The sequence below is a fragment of the Pseudoalteromonas sp. A3 genome (assembly GCF_025942345.1).
Classification (GTDB): Bacteria; Pseudomonadota; Gammaproteobacteria; order Enterobacterales; family Alteromonadaceae; genus Pseudoalteromonas; species Pseudoalteromonas atlantica.
Map to the genome: position 1 here is coordinate 76,784 of NZ_JAPCKL010000001.1, position 19,192 is coordinate 95,975.

A 19,192-nucleotide genomic window follows, 5' to 3' on the forward strand; every position below is an offset into this window, starting at 1 on the left:
TTATTAGGCCGCTGTGGCTGTTTTTGCCTTGTGTACACATGGGCGATTAGTAAGCTGTGCAGCGCGGTGGTAAATATCGTGTGCGTTAGGTTCATCGCACTGAGTACCACTAAGCGTATCCATTAATGCAACTACAATAATAGCCGGTACTTGGCAGCAGTATTCATCAAGTACTGCCTCGGTTGTTTGTGCATCTACATGGCAAAGCGGGTGGTTTTTACGCTGATACGCATGCAGTAGCGTATCTACTTCTAAAATGTCATCTGGTTGGTGCTTTGTTTTACGGCATTTACAACCAAACTCATCAACCAAGGTAGCAAGTGCTTGGTATGTCTCAGCGGCATTGGTTTTAGTGCATAACTGTTGGGTAATAAACTGATGTAAATTAGCATCAATAAATAACCCGTCTTGTTGTGTGAAGCTTGATGTTGTCATAATCATTACTCTTAGTTTGTTGGCTTAACTTCACTTTAGCGCTAAGTGTATTATTAATGAAATTGTTGTTTTCAATAACTGACATTGATTTTATCAATAGTAAATAACAGCTAACCAAAAACCACTTAGCATGCTTATTTAAAGTGGTGCAAAAACCTATAAAAATGCACAAAACTGGGACACACTAAATAATAATTAAAAGCATAGTTTAATTAAGTATTTGATTTTAATTGATTTTTATTTTTGTGGTGGGTTGGCATCAAGGTTGCTAAATATAAAGGGTAGGGTTCACTCCTATTTCTACGATTTCAAAAGCGCCATGGTATTTTCCCAAAGTTGAATACCATGGCGCTTTTTTATTTTTAAAAGAGCAATGCGCATATAATAGTTGTGATAAAAACCACAAAATAAAGTTTATGATGCCAGTTTTTCTTATAATTTTTACGATACTGTTTGATCATAATATCAACATCTTCTTTAGAAAAAACATGTTCACACCGATAGCACACGTGCATTCCTTTTTTAATAAAAGCGCCACATTTTATACATCTATAAATATAGCTAAGGCGGCTTTCGCATAGGTAAGGATATTATTTTTTATTTTTCATAATTGTTATTTTTGAGCGCTTTTTTTTGTTTTACTATTGTTTCTATACCGTGCGCGACGGTTATACACCCTAAGCCTATTGCACCAAAAATAAAAAAATAGAATTTTTTAGGGCTCGATTCGATAGAAGCAATTACCCGTTCCCCTCCTTTATTATGTATAACGCCATCATTATAAGTAAAGTAGCTCCATAGAATGAAAAACAAGCCTAGTAAAATAGTTACGTATGCTTTGGCTTCTTTCTTTGAGTTTTGCTCTGTTATTTCTAATTGCTTTATAACCTTAGGATCCACTCTCTTTGGGTTGTTTAGCTCTTCTATTAGATGTTTGTATCTTTGCGGGTATTTGTTTGCATCAATAGTTTCAAGTGCTTCATGTAATTCTTTAAGTGAATAATTAGAGTAATCAATGTTGATAGTGATTTTCCTTAAATCTTTTTTAATACATTTTGAGCTGTAATCAGAATTTTAAATTAAAGAAAATTACTAATTACCTATCAGCAATTGTTTTAGCAAACTCAAGCAACTCACGGCGTAACCACTGGTGTGCGGGAGCATGGTGAAGTAGTGGGCTCCATATCATTTTTACCTCAATAGGAACTATTTGAAACGGTACTGGGCTAATGACTAAATCGGTATGCGTGGTTAATAATTTAGCCTGCCTGCGCGGTAAAGTAGCAATAAGTTGCTCTGATTGGCATAGCAAACTTGCAATCATGTAGTGGCGTGTAAACACCCGTATTTTACGCGTTTGTTCTAGCTGCCAAAGTGCTTCATCTACCCAGCCTAGTTTTTGCTTGCCAGACTTGTTGGTAACGGCGGCTTCTGGCCCCCAGCCTGCACGGTTTACCCAAACATGTTCTTTTTGTAGGTAATCTTCAAGGCTTGAATGCTGTAAAAAGGTATTTTTAGGGTGGGTTAAACAGCAGTAATTATCGCGCCAAACACTGGCTTGATGAAACGAGCGAGGCAAGCCATTAAAACGGTTTATGGCTAAATCAATAGTGCCTTTTTCCATATCTTGTAGGTTTACATCGCTTGGACTCAGTACATCAAAATTAACCCCCGGGTTTTTAGTTAACTGCTCAGTAATAAAGGGGGCAATTAAGGTCGACTCCATGTAGTCGTTTGCCATTATTCTAAAAGTCACCTCTGCCGTTGCCGGGTTAAATTCCTCACTGGGCTGAGTAATCGCCTCTGCCATTTTTAAAAGAGACTCTATTTCAGGCTTTAAGCTAAGTGCTTTGCTGGTGGGGGTCATAGAGCCTGCGGCACGCACAAGTAGTGGGTCGTCAAATAAATCACGTAATCGTTTAAGTGCGTTACTCATGGCAGGTTGTGTTAGTGCGAGTTTATTAGCCGCTTTTGAAACACTTTTTTCATCAATGAGCACATTTAAGTACACTAATAAGTTGAGATCGACGTTACGTATATTCATATGATCAATTTTATTTATATGCTTTATTAATTACCTAAATTAAAGCCTGCTTGCTAAGGTGTAAACAATTAATAAAAAATAACCGCTATAAGTGGTAAAAATAAAAGTGTTGTAACCATGTCAAAACCGTTAACTAATCAAACCAATAATGCGCTACAGCAAGTTATTGCTACTAAGTTGGCCCGCGCTGTTTTTGCAGGCTTTGAAGCAATGTTTGCGCAGTTTCTAAATATTACGCTAGGTGCGCAAAGCCGGTTTGAACAACAAAAATATCACGATGTGCAAACTGCAATGCGCGAGCGCTTACAAGTGTACGAACGTGAAGTAAAAAATGTTAGTGAAGCTGTGAGAGTAATTGCTTACGCTGAACTAACTTGTCCGCAAACATGGCAGCTAGCTAAAAATATATACGGCGATATGGTGCAAAATCATGAAAACAAACCCATAGCACATACCTTTTTTAATTCTACCTTTGGTGCAATTTGGGACGATAAAAAAATTCGAACCGTACATTTGTTTGTATTAAAAGCAAAATACAGAAGCGAGCCGCGCTCGTATGAAAACTTAGTTAGGAGAATATCGTTTAAAGATGGGTTTAACCACGCTGTAAAAACCCTAATTACCCGCCAAGCATTTAGAGTACCTTTTAGTCAATTAAACGCCGATTTAAACGCATTGCAAACAACGTTAATGGCCGGTGCAAAGCAGCAATGTAAACAAGTGTATGAGCTTATAAATTTAAACGACGGGTTTATAGAATACGCAAATTCATTATTTTTTAGAAACAAAGCCTGTTACTTAATAGGGCGCTGTATCGCTAAAAATGGCGATAATATGCCTTTTGCTATCGCCATATTAAATACTAATAAAGGGTTAAAGCTTGATGCCGTAATGATGGGCGCCGATCAGTTAAGTTTACTGTTTGGTTTTGCTCGTACCTATTTTATGGTCGATACCGACCAGCCCGCGCGTTACGTAGATTACTTAAGCGTGCTGATGCCTCATAAAAAGCGCTTTGAGTTATTTAACGCCATTGGCTTTATTAAGCACGCTAAAACAGAGTTTTATCGTTACAAAGTTGATACCACTAAAAATAGCCCTACTAATTTTAAATACGTGACAGCACCAGGTACTCCCGGCATGGTTATGCTGGTATTTACCATTGAAGGGCTAGACTACGTTTATAAAGTAATAAAAGATAAATTTAGTGCACCAAAAACAGCCACCAAAGCGCAAGTAAAAGCCAAGTACAACTTTGTAAAGCAAGCCGACCGAGTAGGGCGCTTAGTAGATACACACGAATTTAGGTATTTAGCGTTCGACCTCAGCCGCTTTAGCGACGAGTTACTTAAGCAAATGAAGGCACAAATTGGCAGCAGCATGGTTATATCGGGTAAGGCGCTTATTTTAAAGCATGTGTATGTTGAGCGAAAAATGACGCCGCTTAATTTATACATTAATCACTGCTCTAACAAAGCATTACAACAGGTTATGACCGATTACGGTAAAGCGATTAAAGACTTAGCCGGCGCAAATATATTCCCAGGCGATATGCTAATGAAAAACTTTGGCGTAACCCGTTGGGGGCGCGTTGTTTTTTACGACTTTGATGAAATTTGCCCATTGACTGATTGCTACTTTAGAGATGTACCTAGCGCACAAAACGACCTAGAGGAGCTAAGCGCCAACAGTTATTTTGATATAGCAGAAAACGATATTTTCCCCAGTCAGTTTAAGGTGTTTTTTAGCGCAAACGAAACGGCATTTAACTATTTTAACTGCGAACATAACGATCTGTTTTTAGCTGATTTTTGGCAAGCTTGCCAACAACAAATTAAATCAGGCTTTTTACCTGACGTATACCCGTATAAACAAAGCTGGCGGTTTAAATAAAAATAACTAACCCCATGTCTAGCTAGGGCCTGTTTATCTTTCGAGGTTAAATTTGCAGCCGTCTGTTTGGTAATTAGGCATGGCAGAGCCTATGTAGTGTGGTTGTTCCCCATAAATAGGCGATAACGTAGCATAAATGCCAAACAGGCGCTGCCCGAAGGGTTTCTGCCTAGGGGCCATTTACTCTTTGTTGCCTACATGGATGTAGGTAAGGGGCGTGAGCAGGACGCGGAAGCTTTGCTCGGTTTTTACTTAGCCCACTAGGTTACAAACCTCGCGCCGCGATTAAATGGCCCCTAGATTGAACAAATTTTAATCCTGAAAGGTTAACAGGCCCTAATTAAAAGGCTAAATACGGAGCATTAATGAAATATATTTCTCATGAGGGTGGCACCCTTGCATTTAGTGAAACCGACAAACCGGTTTTAAAAAGCCACGAAGTGCTAGTAAAAGTGTCTGCTATAGGTGTAAACCGCGCTGATTGCATGCAGCGCCAAGGTAAATACCCAGCGCCAGCTGGGGATAGCCCCATTTTAGGTTTAGAGTGCGCAGGCACAGTGGTTGAGCTTGGTTTTGATGTTGATAAAAGCTGGCTCAATAAACGTATTTTTAGCTTGTGCGCAGGCGGGGCTTACAGCGAATACGTTGCCATAGATGCTAAACAATTAATGGTATTGCCAGATGATTTAACCATGGTAGAAGGTGCAGCTATTAGCGAAGTGTACCTAACAGCATTTGGTGCGCTTTTTGAACTTGGTAAATTACAACAAGGCCAAACAGCGCTTATTCATGCAGGGGCAAGTGGTGTAGGCGGTGCGGCGATTCAAATGGCTAAAAGTGCAGGTGCAACGGTGGTTATTACTGCCGGCTCAGATGAAAAATGCGAGCATGCAAAAGCCCTTGGCGCCGATCATGCCATTAACTATAAAACAACTGACTTTGTAGAATATATGCAAGCAAATGAGCTTTTAGCAAATGCAATTGTAGATCCTGTATCGGGCAGTTATTTAAATAAAAATGCGGTTATTGCTGCCATGGATTGCCAAATTATTATGCTCTCTTTTTTAGATGGGCGTTTTGCTGAGGTTGATTTTGCAGCGCTACTACGCAAACGTATTTCGTTTCATGCATCAACACTTAGAAACCGTAGCATTGAGTTTAAACGCCAATTACGCGATGACTTAGTTGCGCGTTTTTACAATGATATTGCTACTAAAAAGTACGACTTTAACGTGTATAAAACACTACCGTGGAGCGATGCAAACGAAGCGCATGCTATTTTAGAGCGTAATGAAAATGCCGGTAAAGTGGTATTACTTGTAGAATAACCACCCAATGTAACACTGAGGCGTGTGTTGGCGTTGTTAATGCATGGCTCAGCTAATATAATTTAGTAAATATAAAATACGTACAAAACACACAAGGTTAAAAATGAACCCAATACTAGCAATACTTAAAGAGCACAATGTAAGCGACGAAAAAGTAAAAGCATTGTTCGAAGCCTTTACACAAAACCCAATGATGGCAATGGCATTAGTACAAGAGCTTGGTATTCCGCCTGAAAAACTACAGCAGTTAATGGCCGTGGTGATGACTCAGCCGCACTTAATTAAAGAAGCCACCGACGAACTAGGCCTAGACTTTGAAAAAGTAAAAGAAGCGAAAGACAAGCTAAACCAGCAATAAGCTTCACAAATTACTCCTTACCAAGGCATAAGCCTTGGTAATTCTACCTAAAATCACCACACTTTTTGTTACATTATTCATTGAACTGCTTGGTATTAAGCTAGTCATACTATTACTTATGATAGGTAGGGACTAGGTATGAAGCCACTTTATAAATTTTGGAAAAATAACCGTTCGTTAATTTTATTTATTGCGCTGATGAGCGTGTTTAGAAGCGCAGTTGCCGATTGGTATGAAGTACCGACAGGCTCGATGAAACCCACCATTTTAGAAGGCGACAGAATCTTAACCGATAAAATGGCTTATGATATACGCATCCCTTTTACGCATATTCCTTTAGTTAAATTAGCCGACCCACAAACAGGCGATATTATTGTATTTGACTCACAAGCTGCTGATAACCGGTTAATTAAACGCGTAATTGGTGTGCCAGGCGATACTGTAGCGCTTTATAACAACGAGCTAGAAATTAATGGCGTTAAACTTAAATACAATAACTTGCAAAGCAATATTGATTCTTTAGATAAAATAGAAGATTTAAATGGCCACAAACACACGATTCGTGTTGCGCATACGCCTTCACAGCTATCGGGTTTTAATAAAATAACTATTCCTGAAGATTATTATTTAGCAATGGGTGATAACCGCGATCACAGTGCTGACTCGCGTGTTATTGGTTTGATCCCTCGCAGCGAACTACTTGGCAAAGCAGAGCGCATTATTGTGTCGCTTGATTACGACGATTATTACTTACCTCGTAAAAACCGCTTTTTAAAACCCTTACTTTAAGGCGGTTTTGGGCGCTAACCATACGCCGATGTTAATCGCTTAGCTCTACAATTTTTTGCGCAATATTATAAAGCGAGCAGTGCGAGTCCATTGCTTGCTTTTGCAACTTTTTATGAGCTTGCTCTTCGCTAAGGCTTAGCTGCTCTATTAAAATATACTTTGCCTGATGTATTACTTTTTGTTCTGTTATTACCCGTTTAGCATCAACTAAAGCCTGATTTATTTGCTTAATATGTTGGCTTTGCTCCATGATTAGGTCGTACATGCTTTTATTACTATTGAGTTTATTAGCAGCGGTATTTTGGGGGGGATTTTGTTTAAACGCGAGTTGGCCGTCGGTCATTGGCATGTATTGCTCTTCAAGGCTGCTTATAACCTGTTTATTTGAATTTAAAGTGCGCTGCGCCTGAGCAATTTGCATTGCTGCAGAGTCAATAAGGTAGTCACTGAGGTTTTGCTCAATTTTGTGCATAATATCGATACGCGTTGTTGTTACCTCGTACCACACCTCACTAAGCTGAGAAAGCGGCTGCGCATTTTCGTCATCTAAATTTTGTAAAAGCCCGCGTAGCTGATCCACTTGCTTATTTACGGGGTGATCAGTTAACGAGCGATAGCATTTTAATACGTGTTCGTCGGCGTATTCGTTAAAAAACGTAAAGCTGTGGTGCTGTTGTTGAACAAAATGAGCAAGCTGTTGTTTTTGCTCCACGGTAAACTTACTTGATGCAAACGCTTGCGCGCCACAGGCACGTTCTTGTCCGGCGTATTCTTTACCTTGCATAAAATTAAAATATGCCACTAGCAATCGTGTAACGCGCGGGTCGCTGGCGCCATCGGCGGCTTCTAAAATTATATTTAGCAAACACGAAATAAGCTGCGTATACGATTGAGTTGCATGCACTGGGGTAATTTTTTGATTTGCTATTTGTTGTCGCAGCTCTGGCAGCGCCTCTAACGATTGCAAACTATGGGTAATTAAATTGTACAAACGGGTGTGGCCCGTGTCGGCGTTATCGGTAATAAAGGTCGTTTTAATTGAGTGGTAAAACTGCGTTTGTGTTTGCTCTGTTAAGCTAATTTGTTGTTTTAACTGCGAAGCAAAACGTTTGCGGTTAGAGGCTAAATAAATATTGCTCATGCCGCGCTCTTTTTGTAACTGATGTATAAAATCGCCCAGTTTAGTAAGCGATGCACAGCTTTTTTGAAGCTGTTTTAAGGCATGAATTTCTTGGTATTTTGCTGCTAATAAAAACTGTTTTGTGAGAGGATTGCTCGATAACATAGGACTTGTTCCACACTTTTTTGTATATAAAGTGCAACCACTGTTCCAATCATTTAAAAAATTTTCGATTGAATTTAAAATTAAATTAAAACAGCTGCTTAAAGCCATACTTGTTATTTGTTCCCATTTTAACTTATCTGTCCTTATTACAGGAATAAACCTTTTTGGTGCAAAAATAGTTGTTTTTGCACTCGATTGCGCCCTACATGAACGAGGGGAAAAAAGTGTTTACTCTGTAAACTGCACAGAGCAAACACCAGAGGGGGAATTTATGCGTTGCTACATTGCAGCAACGCTGGGCTGATAGCCATTTGATGATTTATTACCTCGCCAACCATAATTAGCGTAGGGCCCGTTAATGTGTGCTCCGCACTTTCGCTAATAATTTGCCCAAGCGTGCTGGTTATTATTTTTTGCTGGTTGGTGGTGGCATTTTCTATCAATGCGATAGGGGTTGTTTTAGGCCAGCCAACCGATTGCAAACCAGTACTTAATGCGTTTAAACGTCCTAATCCCATATAGACGACTAGCGTGGGGTTGTTAGAGTCTTGTACATAGGTGTAGTTGTGCCAATTAGGGAGTTTATTAGGATCGGCAAATTGCGCCGTTAAAAAGGTAACACTTCGGGCCACATCGCGAGCAGTAAGCGGTATACCAGTATAAGCCGAGGCTGCACACGCGGTAGTAACGCCCGGGACAATAGCAAAATTAATATTGTGATCTGATAGGGCGTTGGCTTCTTCATTGATGCGCGCAAAAATACTCGGATCGCCACCTTTTAAACGAACAACTTTAAACCCTTGTTGTGCGTATTTTACTAATAAGGCACTAATGGCAGCTTGTGGCATAGAGTGCTTGCCTGCACGTTTACCTACATACACTCGCTGCGCATGTTTAGGCAGTGTATTTAAAAGCGCTTCACTAACTAGGCTGTCGTACAATACCACGTCGGCTGCTGCAATCTGGCGCTGCGCTTTTACAGTTATAAGCTCAGCATCGCCCGGGCCTGCCCCTATTAAATACACGTGGCCGTTTTTTCGATGTTTAGCTTTGTGCTTTACATCTTGAGTTAGCTTATTAACAAACTTGTTTAGCCATGGGCTGTCAATACCCGAAAAATACGAAAGAACACTCATTTTATTGCTCCTTATGCTAACGCTGTAATGGCTTTTGGCTCAGCGCTAACAAAGACATTGCCATTGTCTATTTTGGCTTCAAATACGGGGAGCTGTATTGCCTCTGCTTCTAGGCATTCGCCAGTATTTAAACAAAAATGTTGCTTATACAAAGGGGAGGCCACTACTAACTTTCCATCAATAGAGCCAATAATGCCGCGCGATAGTACATTGGCTTTGCCTATCGGGTCGTAGTTGCTAATGGCTAACACAGGCTCACTATTTTGTGGAACATAAAATATGGCCACTTGCTGGTTGTTTACTAATGCGCATACGCCACTATTAGCAACTAGGTCGTCGGTTGTTCCAATTTTATGCCAATACATCAGCTTGCTCCTGCTCAATTTCCATTACGGGGATACGGTTTGTCGAATTTTGCTGGTTACGTTTTTCAGACTCAGTGGCGGGGCGAATTTGGTTGCGCTCTTGTACAAATAAAATATTGCTATCGGCATCTGGGTTATTAATAAATTGGCGGAACCGTTTTGAGGCCTCTGGACTTTCGACTGCTTTTTTCCATTCGCAGGCGTAAGTTTTAGTTATAAGCGCCATTTGAGTTTCAAGCTCATGGCAAATACCTAGGCTGTCGTCTATTACTACGCTTTTTAAATAATCTAACCCGCCCTCTAAATTTTCCATCCACACTGAGGTGCGCTGCAGTTTATCGGCGGTTTTAATGTAAAACATGATCACGCGGTCAATGTATTTAATGAGTGTTTCGGTATCTAAATCGGTAGCAAATAAATCAGCATGGCGCGGGCGCATACCGCCATTTCCACATACGTATAAGTTCCAGCCATTTTCGGTTGCTATTACGCCTATATCTTTGCTTTGTGCCTCAGCGCATTCGCGAGTACAACCCGATACGGCCATTTTAAATTTATGCGGGGCGCGTAAACCTTTGTAGCGGTTTTCAATCGCAATCGCGTGGCCAACACTGTCTTGAACGCCATAGCGACACCACGTACTGCCAACGCACGATTTAACAGTTCTGAGCGATTTACCATAAGCGTGACCGGTTTCAAAACCGGCTGCAATAAGTCTTTCCCAAATAATAGGGAGCTCTTCAAGGCGTGCGCCAAATAAGTCGATACGCTGCCCACCGGTTACTTTACAGTACAGGTTAAAGTCTTTGGCAACTTGGCCAATAACGATAAGTTTGTCGGGGGTAATTTCGCCACCCGCTATACGGGGAACGACAGAGTAAGAGCCATCTTTTTGCATATTTGCAAGGTAAGTGTCGTTGGTATCTTGCAGGCCAACATGAGCGGGTTCTAAAATAAACTCATTCCACGTTGAAGCTAAAATAGAGGCCACGGCAGGTTTGCATATTTCACAGCCGTGATGACCGCTGCCATGTTTAGCGAGCAAATCATCAAAAGTTTTAATGCTTTCTACTTTTACTAAATGCAGTAACTCTTGGCGCGAAAAAGCAAAGTGTTCACACACATGGTTGTTAACTTCAACCCCACGGCTTTGAAGTTCACTGTCGACTACCGATTTTAATAATGCGGCACAGCCACCACAGCCGCTGGCGGCTTTGGTACAAGCTTTAACTGCAGATAAATCGCATGAGCCGCCATCAATTGCACCCACAATGTCTCCTTTGCTTACATTGTGGCACGAACAAATAGTGGCGGTATCGGGCAGGGCATTTCCCGCTAAAACAGGCGCTCCTTCACTATCAGGTAAAATGAGGCACTCAGGGTGTGCGGGTAATTCCATATCGTTTAACATGTACTGCAACAGTGTGTCGTAATCGCTAGTATCGCCAACAAGCACTGCGCCTAATAACTTATTGCCTGCCTCATTTAAAATAATTTTTTTATAACAATCACGAATAGGATCTTGATAAATTAACTCTTTGCAATCGGGGGTTTTAGCGTGGGCATCGCCAATTGAGCCTACCTCTACCCCGAGTAGTTTTAATTTTGTGCTCATATCGGCGCCTAAAAACTCAAGTTCGCCGCCTGTAAGTTGGCTTGCAACCACGCGAGCCATGTTATAACCCGGGGCGACTAAGCCAAATAGCTTTTTGTCCCATAAGGCACATTCGCCAATAGCATATATATCTGGGTTTGATGTTTGGCATTGGTTATTTATTACAATGCCGCCACGTTGCCCTAATTCAAGTTCGGCTACTTTGCCAAGCTCATCGTATGGGCGAATACCGGCCGAGAACAAAATTAAGTCGGTTTCTAAAAACGTGTCATCTGAAAAATTTAATCTGTAACGGCTCGTTTCGCCTTTTACTATTTCGCTGGTGGCTTTAGCGGTATGCACGCTCACGCCCAGTTTTTCAATTTTGTTTTTTAACAGCGTACCACCTTGTTCATCAAGTTGTACCGCCATAAGTTGGGGTGCAAACTCAACTACATGAGTATCAAGCCCAAGTTGTTTAATTGCATTGGCTGCTTCAAGCCCTAATAAGCCGCCACCTATCACTACGCCACTTTTACTTTGTGCAGCGCTTGCTTTTATTTGCCCTAAATCTTCTAGGGTACGGTAAACCAAGCAATGGGGTTGGTCATTTCCTTTAATTGGCGGCACAAATGGGTACGAGCCTGTTGCTAAAATAAGTTTATCGTAATTAAATTTATCACCGGTTTGAGTGCTAACTACCTTGTTTGTTTTATCTATTTCATTAACCCACTGGTTAGTATGCACATTTATATTTAACTGCTGATAATTATCAAAGGTGGTTAGGGCTAAATCGGCGGCTGTTTTACCATCAAACACGCTGGATAAGTAAACACGGTCATAAGCTAAATTTGCTTCTCCACACAGTACGGTAATGTGCGCGTTAGCGTCGCTTTGGCGCATTTGCTCTACAAAATGGTGCCCAACCATCCCATTACCAATAATGAGTATTTTTGTTGGTGTTTGCATTGGTATCCCCTCAATGACGGTTTAATTTAAAAACAAAAAAGCCCGCCACAGTTACAAATTAATGCAACTGCGAGCGGGCTTCTTTGCCTGTGGTCATAACAACCTAAATGTGTGTCGTTTTAATAACGAACGGTATGGTTATCATATAAGCAAAAACACGGCCATTTTTATAAGTGTTTGTTTTTTAATAGCTACATTACTTTTAAATGTTTTTCTTACGCATATTTGAGTTGTTTTGGTGCGGTGACAGCACTATGGGAGTGCACAAAATGAGGCTACAATGTGATGCTTAGTCAACAAAAGTGCATTTGTGCCGTTAACTAAAAACGAGGGATAAGCGTTTAGGCTATAAATAAAAAATGCGCTTTGTTATTTTGAAATAAAAATAACAGTAAGCGCATTAATACTGTAGCTTTACTTGCTTTGTTTTGCTAGGGTTTCTACATCGGTATCTTCAACAGGTTTAAAGCTGCCCGTTGCTTCATCGTAGGTTTTAATTTCTGCAGATTCTATATCATATACCCAGCCGTGTAGCTTAACTTGACCGGTTGCAATTTTTGCAGCCACAGCAGGGTGTGTTTTTATATGCTGTAGTTGTTGTACTACGTTTTCTTCAATTACTAAGCCTAGGTGGTCGTTATTGTTTAGCTCTGCGCAACCACATTTTTCTTTTACAACTTCAGTTGCTACGCGGCTGTGGCCAAGCCACTCTTTAACGTGCGGTAAGCTTGATAAACCTTCAGTATTTATAGCGCCTTTCATTGCGCCACAATCCGAGTGCCCACAAATAATAATGTGCGATACGCCCAGTGCAGCCACCGCAAATTCAATTGAGGCTGTCATACCGCCGGTTTGATTACTATGTGGCGGGATAATATTGCCCGCGTTACGACAAATAAATAATTCACCGGGTTCAGTTTGAGTCACTAAGTTAGGATCGATACGCGAGTCGGCACAGGTGATAAATAACACTTCTGGGTTTTGACCATTGGCTAGTTTTTGAAACGCTGCTTTTTTTGATGGGTAAACTTCTTTTTGAAACTTAGCCACGCCCGAAATAATATGTTCCATGTACAACTCCTATTGGTGTAATTTAATCGTGTTATTTATAGCTTTATTCGCCTGACAAATTAGCGCCATTATAACTTTGTTCTTGTTTGTTTTGTACTATTACACTGTTTAATAAATTTCATACTCGCGAACAAAGGGCGACACACGTGCATGAAGTTATTGGCGAATACATGAGCGTACCTAGCAGAGGCTTCGAGTAAAATAAAAGGCGGTAAGTGGCGAAAAAGGTGGTTGAGGAGGTTAGTAGCTTAACTTGCTTTAAGTTTATGGGCTGATTTTAAGTTATACATGCGCTGATCCGCTAAGGTTAAACACTCAGTATGGCTCTGGCACTCATCGCTAGATGCTATGCCATAACTAATACCTGATTGCGGCCATTGCTGTTGAATAGTGCGATGTAATGCGGTGAGCTTCTGGGTAAGTGTGGTTTTTAGTTGGGGAAGGTGTGATTTGTTTTTGACTTTACATAACCAAATAAATTCATCGCCCCCGGTTCTAAATACGGTGCCGTCTTGCGCTAGATGCTGTGTCATTAATTTTGCTGCATTAATTAAAAACGCATCACCTTTGGCGTGCCCAAGCGCATCGTTTATTTTTTTTATTCCATCACAATCTATAAACACAATGATGTAAGCACTGTGTGCAAGTTTAATCAGCTCATCATTTAATAGTAGTCGGTTGCCAACTTGGGTTAGAGGATCAAAGCGAGATTCATGTAACAAGGTACTAAATTCGTGCTGTTTTAACTTTAGCCACTCAGACAAAGACAGCACAATACACACACAATCTATTGCTAAGGCTAACAGCACAAGTATTTCTGATGAGGTAGCATTTATTAAATCAAAATGAAATGCAACGAATACTACTAATGACAGGCTATAGAGCATATTTCCAAATAAAAAATACTTGGCTCTAAAATCGTTCAGGCTAAGCATGGCAAACCCGGTGGTTAAGCTAAGCATAACCCATACAGCTGCTAAAAAGTGCGCGATATAAAACACTAAATAAAAGGGCATAAATAGGCTGCAGATACCGCATACAAATGCGCTAACGGTAAAGTATTTTAAAGCACTCCCAAGCTTATTGGCTTTTTCTTTATCGAAGTTAAACAGGTAGTAGGTAAATGCTGCTGCGCAACTTACAGCAAAGGCAAATAAATAAATACCTAAGTAATGTTTATTAAAAGAGGGGCTGGCATAAATTGTATTTACAGCGCCCGAAGCAAACGCCCAGCCAAGACCGTGCAAACCGACATACCCAGCACAAAACAAGGCCACTTTTTGCTTTACTCTTAAAAACATTACAAAGGCCATCATTGCTAAAGTAAGCATGACAGAAATTGCAATAAGGCTTAATGAGTTTATATAAAACTGATGATGCAAAAATGCACCTTCGCTTAAAATACTTAAATCAACCGGCGTTGGATAGTGTTTGGCTTCTAAATATATCCATAAATAGCCACTGCTTGGCGCATAGAAGGGCAGTTTAAATGCTTGTCCATGCATTAAAATAGCCGGTTGATTAACGTGAGACTGCGAAAAATCAGCAAGCTTAACTATATCCCCCTGTTCGGTTTGCCAATAGGCTAAACCAACGTCGATAAAATTGGCTTGCGGCAGCACATACCAAGCTCCAGTGGTGGGGTTATTTAACGCAATTTTTGTTATTACAGCGCCACTTTTACCGAGCAGGTTACTCGTTTCACTAGCGTTTTTATAAGATGTAATTACTTGCTGTGCAGAAGGAGGCGCATTGAATGCTGTGACAGGGCGCCACAGGTTATCATCCTCTAGGGTAATGTTGTTATTAAGTGTATAAGCATATGTTAGCGGGCTAAACAAAGCACAGAAAAAGAATACTGTTAATATACCAACCCGCACCATACCTAAACTCACTTTAAAAACCCACTAAGCGATTATAATCAAATTGTAAACAAATAGTATATAAATCAAACAAAATTATCGCCTTTAAGTAATGGCTTAATTTGGCTTTAAATAACAAACTGCATTAATAAATAAATAAGTAAGTAATAATGAATATGCAATTAGCTCGCAGTTAAGTGGTTTGTGCATGCAGATTGAAAACGCCAGTACAAGTAATGGCGCTAAGTTGGAGCCGTGGGTTTGTGATCATGCAAAAGCCAGTCAACGCTTTACTCTCAATAGCACGGGTGATGACTACTTCGAGCTCAAATCAAGTTTAAGTAATAAATGTGTTGATATCGCAGGTAAACTGCAAACATATGGTGCTGATATTGTACAGTGGCAGTGTTATAACGGCGACAATCAACGTTTTCAATTTATTGAATAATACAATTAGCAAAGTTTTTTACACTAATCTAAGTTGTTGACAATTAATTGTTATTTATTTTGTGTTGTGTAATTATTCAACATAGTACCTAACCGCTTTTTTACAAAAGCGGTTCTTTAATAATAAAAGAATAGGCTTGCTATGAAACACACACATAAAACCATTTATATCCCAATAGCTCTATTGTTAGGCACTGGGCTTGTCGGCTGTACTAATAATCAACCAGAACAAAGCATACAGCTTAGTAATACTACACAAAAAGAACACATGCTGTGGGATTTTGAAAAAGCTGACTACCAACCTTTTTTAAAAAGCCACAATGCCACTACAAGTCTAATTGAACAGCAAGGCAACCATAAATTAAAGGTTACATTTGCTGCAAAAACGCATCACGAAAGTGATATTGAATTTGTAAATAACCAAACTTGGAATTGGCAAGCTTTAGGTAATTTCGCTTTTGCTTTAGATATTGAAAACCCTGATAAAGTGTCTACCCAGTTATATATAAAAACAATTGATAAAACTGGCAAAGCACAAAGCCGCAGTGTAGTGGTACCCAGCGAATCAACTAATACTTATTATATTGAATTAAAAGGCGCTGATTTAAATATAGAGTCGGGTATACGCTCTAATCCTCCAAGTTGGAAAAGCAGCTACACACCGGTATTGTATCGAGGTGGTGCAAAAAATATTGATGTCAGCCGAGTAACAAAAGTGAGCTTTGGCACAAAGGGCTTATTAGAAGACAAACACTTACTCATTGATAATGTAAGGCTAATAAAACCGACAAACTTTGATACTGAGTACCTAGCAGGCTTAGTGGATAAGTTTGGCCAAAACGCCAAGCGTGACTTTGCCAATAAAGTATCTTCAACTGAGCAGTTAATTGCGGTTTCAAAACAAGAGCAAGCCAATCTTAGCAAAGTCCCTTTAGCTGGTCGCTCTAAGTTTGGTGGATGGCAGGATGGGCCAAAACTTAAGGCTACAGGCTACTTTAGAACCGACAAGTACAATGGAAAATGGAGCCTAGTTGACCCACAAGGCTATTTATTTTTTTCAACCGGTATCGCCAATGTACGCTTAGCCAATACCACTACCATTACAGGTTACGATTTTGATCAAAAATACATAGTACAAAGAGAGCCCGGTGATTTAACCCCTGAAGATTCGATTGGTTTAAACCCTGCACCGAAATCGGCATGGCCATCACGTTATATTAGCTCAGAATTAAGAGCAAATATGTTTAATTGGCTACCCGCTGTTGATGATCCGCTCGCAGATAATTATGGATATCGCCGTGAAGTTCACAGTGGTGCGTTAAAAAAAGGCGAAACATTCAGTTTTTATAGAGCTAATTTACAACGCAAATATGAAACCCAAAACGAACAGGTATTGATGCAAAAATGGCGAGATACCACCATTGACCGTATGCTCACTTGGGGTTTTACCTCGTTCGGTAACTGGATTGATGAGGGTTTTTACCAAGAAGACCGCATACCCTATTTTGCGAATGCGTGGATCATTGGTAACTTTAAAACCGTTAGCAGTGGCAACGATTACTGGAGCCCACTACCAGACCCCTTTGATCCCGCCTTTATTAAACGCGCTGATGTGACGTTAGCAACGCTAGCCGCACAAGTTAAAAATAACCCATGGTGTGTTGGTGTATTTATAGATAACGAAAAGAGCTGGGGCATGATGGGCTCAGTTAATTCGCAATATGGTTTAGTGATTAACACATTAACTGTCAATGCAAAACAAAGCCCCACAAAAGCTGAATTTGTGTCCCTGATGAAAGAAAAGTATCAAGACATATCAGTATTAAATGTAAACTGGAAAACTAATATTTCATCTTGGCAGGAATTTGCCTCAGGGGTGGTTATCCATGATATCACCGAGGCAGTACAAGCTGATTTTTCCGTGATGTTATACCACTACGCAAAACAATACTTTGCCGTTGTTGAGCAAGCGACAGCCAAGCACTTGCCTAATCATCTATACATGGGCGCGCGATTTGCTGATTGGGGCATGACACCTGAAATTCGCCAAGCTGCGAGTGAGCACGCAGATGTAATGAGTTATAATTATTACCGTGAAGGCTTAAATGATGATTTTTGGGATTTTTTAGCCGCACTTGATAAGCCCAGTATTATTGGAGAGTTTCATAATGGGGCGTTAGATTCAGGGCTATTAAACCCAGGCCTTATTCATACTCAGTCACAACATGAGCGTGGCGTTAAATATCAACAATACATGAAGAGTGTGATCGATAACCCATACTTTGTTGGCGCACATTGGTTTCAATATATAGATTCGCCGTTAACTGGGCGCGCTTATGATGGCGAAAACTATAATGTTGGCTTTGTTAATGTCGCAGACATTCCCTATCAGCCGCTTGTCAACGCCGCTAAAGAAGTTAATCAGCAACTATATCAACGCAGGTTTAGTCATGAAGATAACTAAAAGCTTGGCCTTTAGCTTATTTTTAGTGATTACCTTATCTGTATATGCAGAGCAACACGAGGTTAAGCCGCTTATAAAGCAAGGCCCTTATGAGATATACAATAAAAAAGCGTTACAGGTTTTAGATTTAGATGCAGCGATTGAGACACTGGCATCTGGCTTTGATTGGTTAGAAGGGCCTGTGTGGGTGAATGATGGCCAGTACTTGTTGTTTTCAGATATTCCCACGCACCGTGTGTATCGCTATCAAGAAGGCGAAGGAGTGCAGCTATATTTAGCACACAGTGGTTATTCAAATGGTCTATTGCTGAATCAGCAGAACGAGCTGGTGTTGTTGCAATCGCGCTCACGTCAAGTAGTTAAAATGGCCGCGCCATTAACATCAGCTAAGGCAAACTATCAACAACTTGCTAGCCAATATAAAGGCCAGCGGTTAAATAGCCCTAATGACGGCGTATTTAATCGCCAAGGCCAGTTGTTTTTTACCGACCCTCCTTATGGTTTAGCCAAGCAATTGGACGATCCCGCTAAAGAGCTAAACTTTCAAGGTGTTTATAGCCTAACAGCGGCAGGGCAGTTACAGCTATTAGACAAGACACTGATTTACCCAAATGGCATTGCGTTATCAAAGGATGAAAGCACCTTGTATGTGGCCGCATCCAACCCGCAAAAGCCTGCATGGTATCAATACAAATTGCATAAAGACGGGACGGTAATAAATAAAACGTTACTGCATCAATTGCCTGCTGTTACATCGGATAGCCATGGTTTGCCAGATGGCTTAAAAATACATACAGATAGCGGGATTATTTTTGCAACCGGGCCTAACGGGCTCTGGCTATTTGATGAACAAGGCACGTTATTGGCACGGGTAAGGCTGCCTCACATCAGTGCCAATTTAGCCTTTAATGCTCAGCAAAATCGGGTGTATATCACTGCACATCAACACTTGCTGGCGCTCTCACTAAAGAATTAAGCTAGTAAGGTTCACCATTACAACTCATCGAGCAAGTCAAATCAGTTGATTAACTTGCTCGCGCTTTACTTCAAAGCAAATTTCCGCGTTAAGTTATTTTCATTTTATTAACTATATATCCTTTACAATAAATTTGCATTGTTGTAGATTGTTAACAATAGACAGTATCATGTAAA

Annotated in this window: 15 protein-coding genes and 1 pseudogene; 7 read left to right on the top strand and 9 right to left on the bottom strand. The window is 40.4% G+C overall.

Annotated features, from left to right (window positions below; all coding sequences use genetic code 11):
- Positions 1–3 precede the first annotated feature (3 nt).
- The 3 genes from OIZ54_RS00370 to OIZ54_RS00380 form a co-directional block, all read right to left on the bottom strand.
- On the bottom strand, positions 4–435 hold the full coding sequence (locus OIZ54_RS00370; protein ID WP_004586781.1) for a hypothetical protein: 432 nt from the start codon (positions 433–435) through the stop codon (positions 4–6).
- A gap of 597 nt (positions 436–1,032) precedes the next feature.
- Complete coding sequence (locus OIZ54_RS00375) at positions 1,033–1,335, bottom strand: hypothetical protein (protein WP_055255712.1); 303 nt, start codon at positions 1,333–1,335, stop codon at positions 1,033–1,035.
- 196 nt (positions 1,336–1,531) lie between these two features.
- The gene (locus OIZ54_RS00380) at positions 1,532–2,479 is read right to left on the bottom strand and encodes a LysR family transcriptional regulator (protein ID WP_096739498.1); all 948 of its coding nucleotides are present in this window, start codon (positions 2,477–2,479) and stop codon (positions 1,532–1,534) included.
- A gap of 117 nt (positions 2,480–2,596) precedes the next feature.
- Here OIZ54_RS00380 and aceK point away from each other — a divergent pair, with 117 nt between their 5' ends.
- The 4 genes from aceK to lepB all read left to right on the top strand — a co-directional run bounded on the left by aceK (position 2,597) and on the right by lepB (position 6,847).
- Positions 2,597–4,372, top strand: a complete 1,776-nt coding sequence (aceK, locus tag OIZ54_RS00385) for a bifunctional isocitrate dehydrogenase kinase/phosphatase (protein WP_264389361.1) — start codon at positions 2,597–2,599, stop codon at positions 4,370–4,372.
- A gap of 365 nt (positions 4,373–4,737) precedes the next feature.
- Complete coding sequence (locus OIZ54_RS00390; RefSeq protein WP_264389362.1) at positions 4,738–5,700, top strand: zinc-binding dehydrogenase; 963 nt, start codon at positions 4,738–4,740, stop codon at positions 5,698–5,700.
- A 103-nt stretch (positions 5,701–5,803) separates the two neighbouring features.
- On the top strand, positions 5,804–6,058 hold the full coding sequence (locus tag OIZ54_RS00395) for a DUF2999 family protein (RefSeq protein WP_004586776.1): 255 nt from the start codon (positions 5,804–5,806) through the stop codon (positions 6,056–6,058).
- A 138-nt stretch (positions 6,059–6,196) separates the two neighbouring features.
- Complete coding sequence (lepB, locus tag OIZ54_RS00400; RefSeq protein WP_004586775.1) at positions 6,197–6,847, top strand: signal peptidase I; 651 nt, start codon at positions 6,197–6,199, stop codon at positions 6,845–6,847.
- A gap of 31 nt (positions 6,848–6,878) precedes the next feature.
- On the opposite strand, the gene OIZ54_RS00405 is transcribed toward lepB, so the two are convergent.
- From OIZ54_RS00405 to OIZ54_RS00430, 6 genes are all read right to left on the bottom strand, one after another.
- Positions 6,879–8,132 carry a nitrate regulatory protein gene (locus tag OIZ54_RS00405; protein WP_264389364.1) on the bottom strand — a complete coding sequence of 418 codons (1,254 nt, stop codon included), beginning with the start codon at positions 8,130–8,132 and terminating at the stop codon, positions 6,879–6,881.
- 269 nt (positions 8,133–8,401) lie between these two features.
- Positions 8,402–9,268, bottom strand: a complete 867-nt coding sequence (cobA, locus tag OIZ54_RS00410; RefSeq protein WP_264389365.1) for a uroporphyrinogen-III C-methyltransferase — start codon at positions 9,266–9,268, stop codon at positions 8,402–8,404.
- Positions 9,269–9,279: 11 nt separating this feature from the next.
- Positions 9,280–9,633, bottom strand: a complete 354-nt coding sequence (gene nirD / locus OIZ54_RS00415; RefSeq protein ID WP_024033472.1) for a nitrite reductase small subunit NirD — start codon at positions 9,631–9,633, stop codon at positions 9,280–9,282.
- Complete coding sequence (nirB, locus tag OIZ54_RS00420) at positions 9,620–12,196, bottom strand: nitrite reductase large subunit NirB (RefSeq protein ID WP_264389366.1); 2,577 nt, start codon at positions 12,194–12,196, stop codon at positions 9,620–9,622. The genes nirD and nirB overlap by 14 nt, the downstream gene beginning before the upstream one ends.
- 414 nt (positions 12,197–12,610) lie before the next feature.
- Positions 12,611–13,267 carry a carbonic anhydrase gene (locus OIZ54_RS00425; protein ID WP_055255729.1) on the bottom strand — a complete coding sequence of 219 codons (657 nt, stop codon included), beginning with the start codon at positions 13,265–13,267 and terminating at the stop codon, positions 12,611–12,613.
- A gap of 248 nt (positions 13,268–13,515) precedes the next feature.
- Entirely contained in the window at positions 13,516–15,162 is a 1,647-nt protein-coding gene (locus OIZ54_RS00430) for a diguanylate cyclase (RefSeq protein WP_264389367.1), read from the bottom strand.
- 142 nt (positions 15,163–15,304) lie between these two features.
- Between OIZ54_RS00430 and OIZ54_RS00435 the strand changes: the two are divergent.
- The 3 genes and pseudogenes from OIZ54_RS00435 to OIZ54_RS00445 form a co-directional block, all read left to right on the top strand.
- Positions 15,305–15,577, top strand: a pseudogene (locus OIZ54_RS00435) (RICIN domain-containing protein); the annotation flags it as partial.
- Positions 15,578–15,718: 141 nt separating this feature from the next.
- Positions 15,719–18,040 (top strand): agarase, encoded by a 2,322-nt coding sequence (locus OIZ54_RS00440; protein WP_264389368.1) that lies wholly within the window; start codon positions 15,719–15,721, stop codon positions 18,038–18,040.
- A complete protein-coding gene (locus OIZ54_RS00445) occupies positions 18,027–19,016 on the top strand; it encodes an SMP-30/gluconolactonase/LRE family protein (RefSeq protein ID WP_264389369.1) in 990 nt (329 codons plus the stop codon). The genes OIZ54_RS00440 and OIZ54_RS00445 overlap by 14 nt, the downstream gene beginning before the upstream one ends.
- Positions 19,017–19,192: the final 176 nt, after the last annotated feature.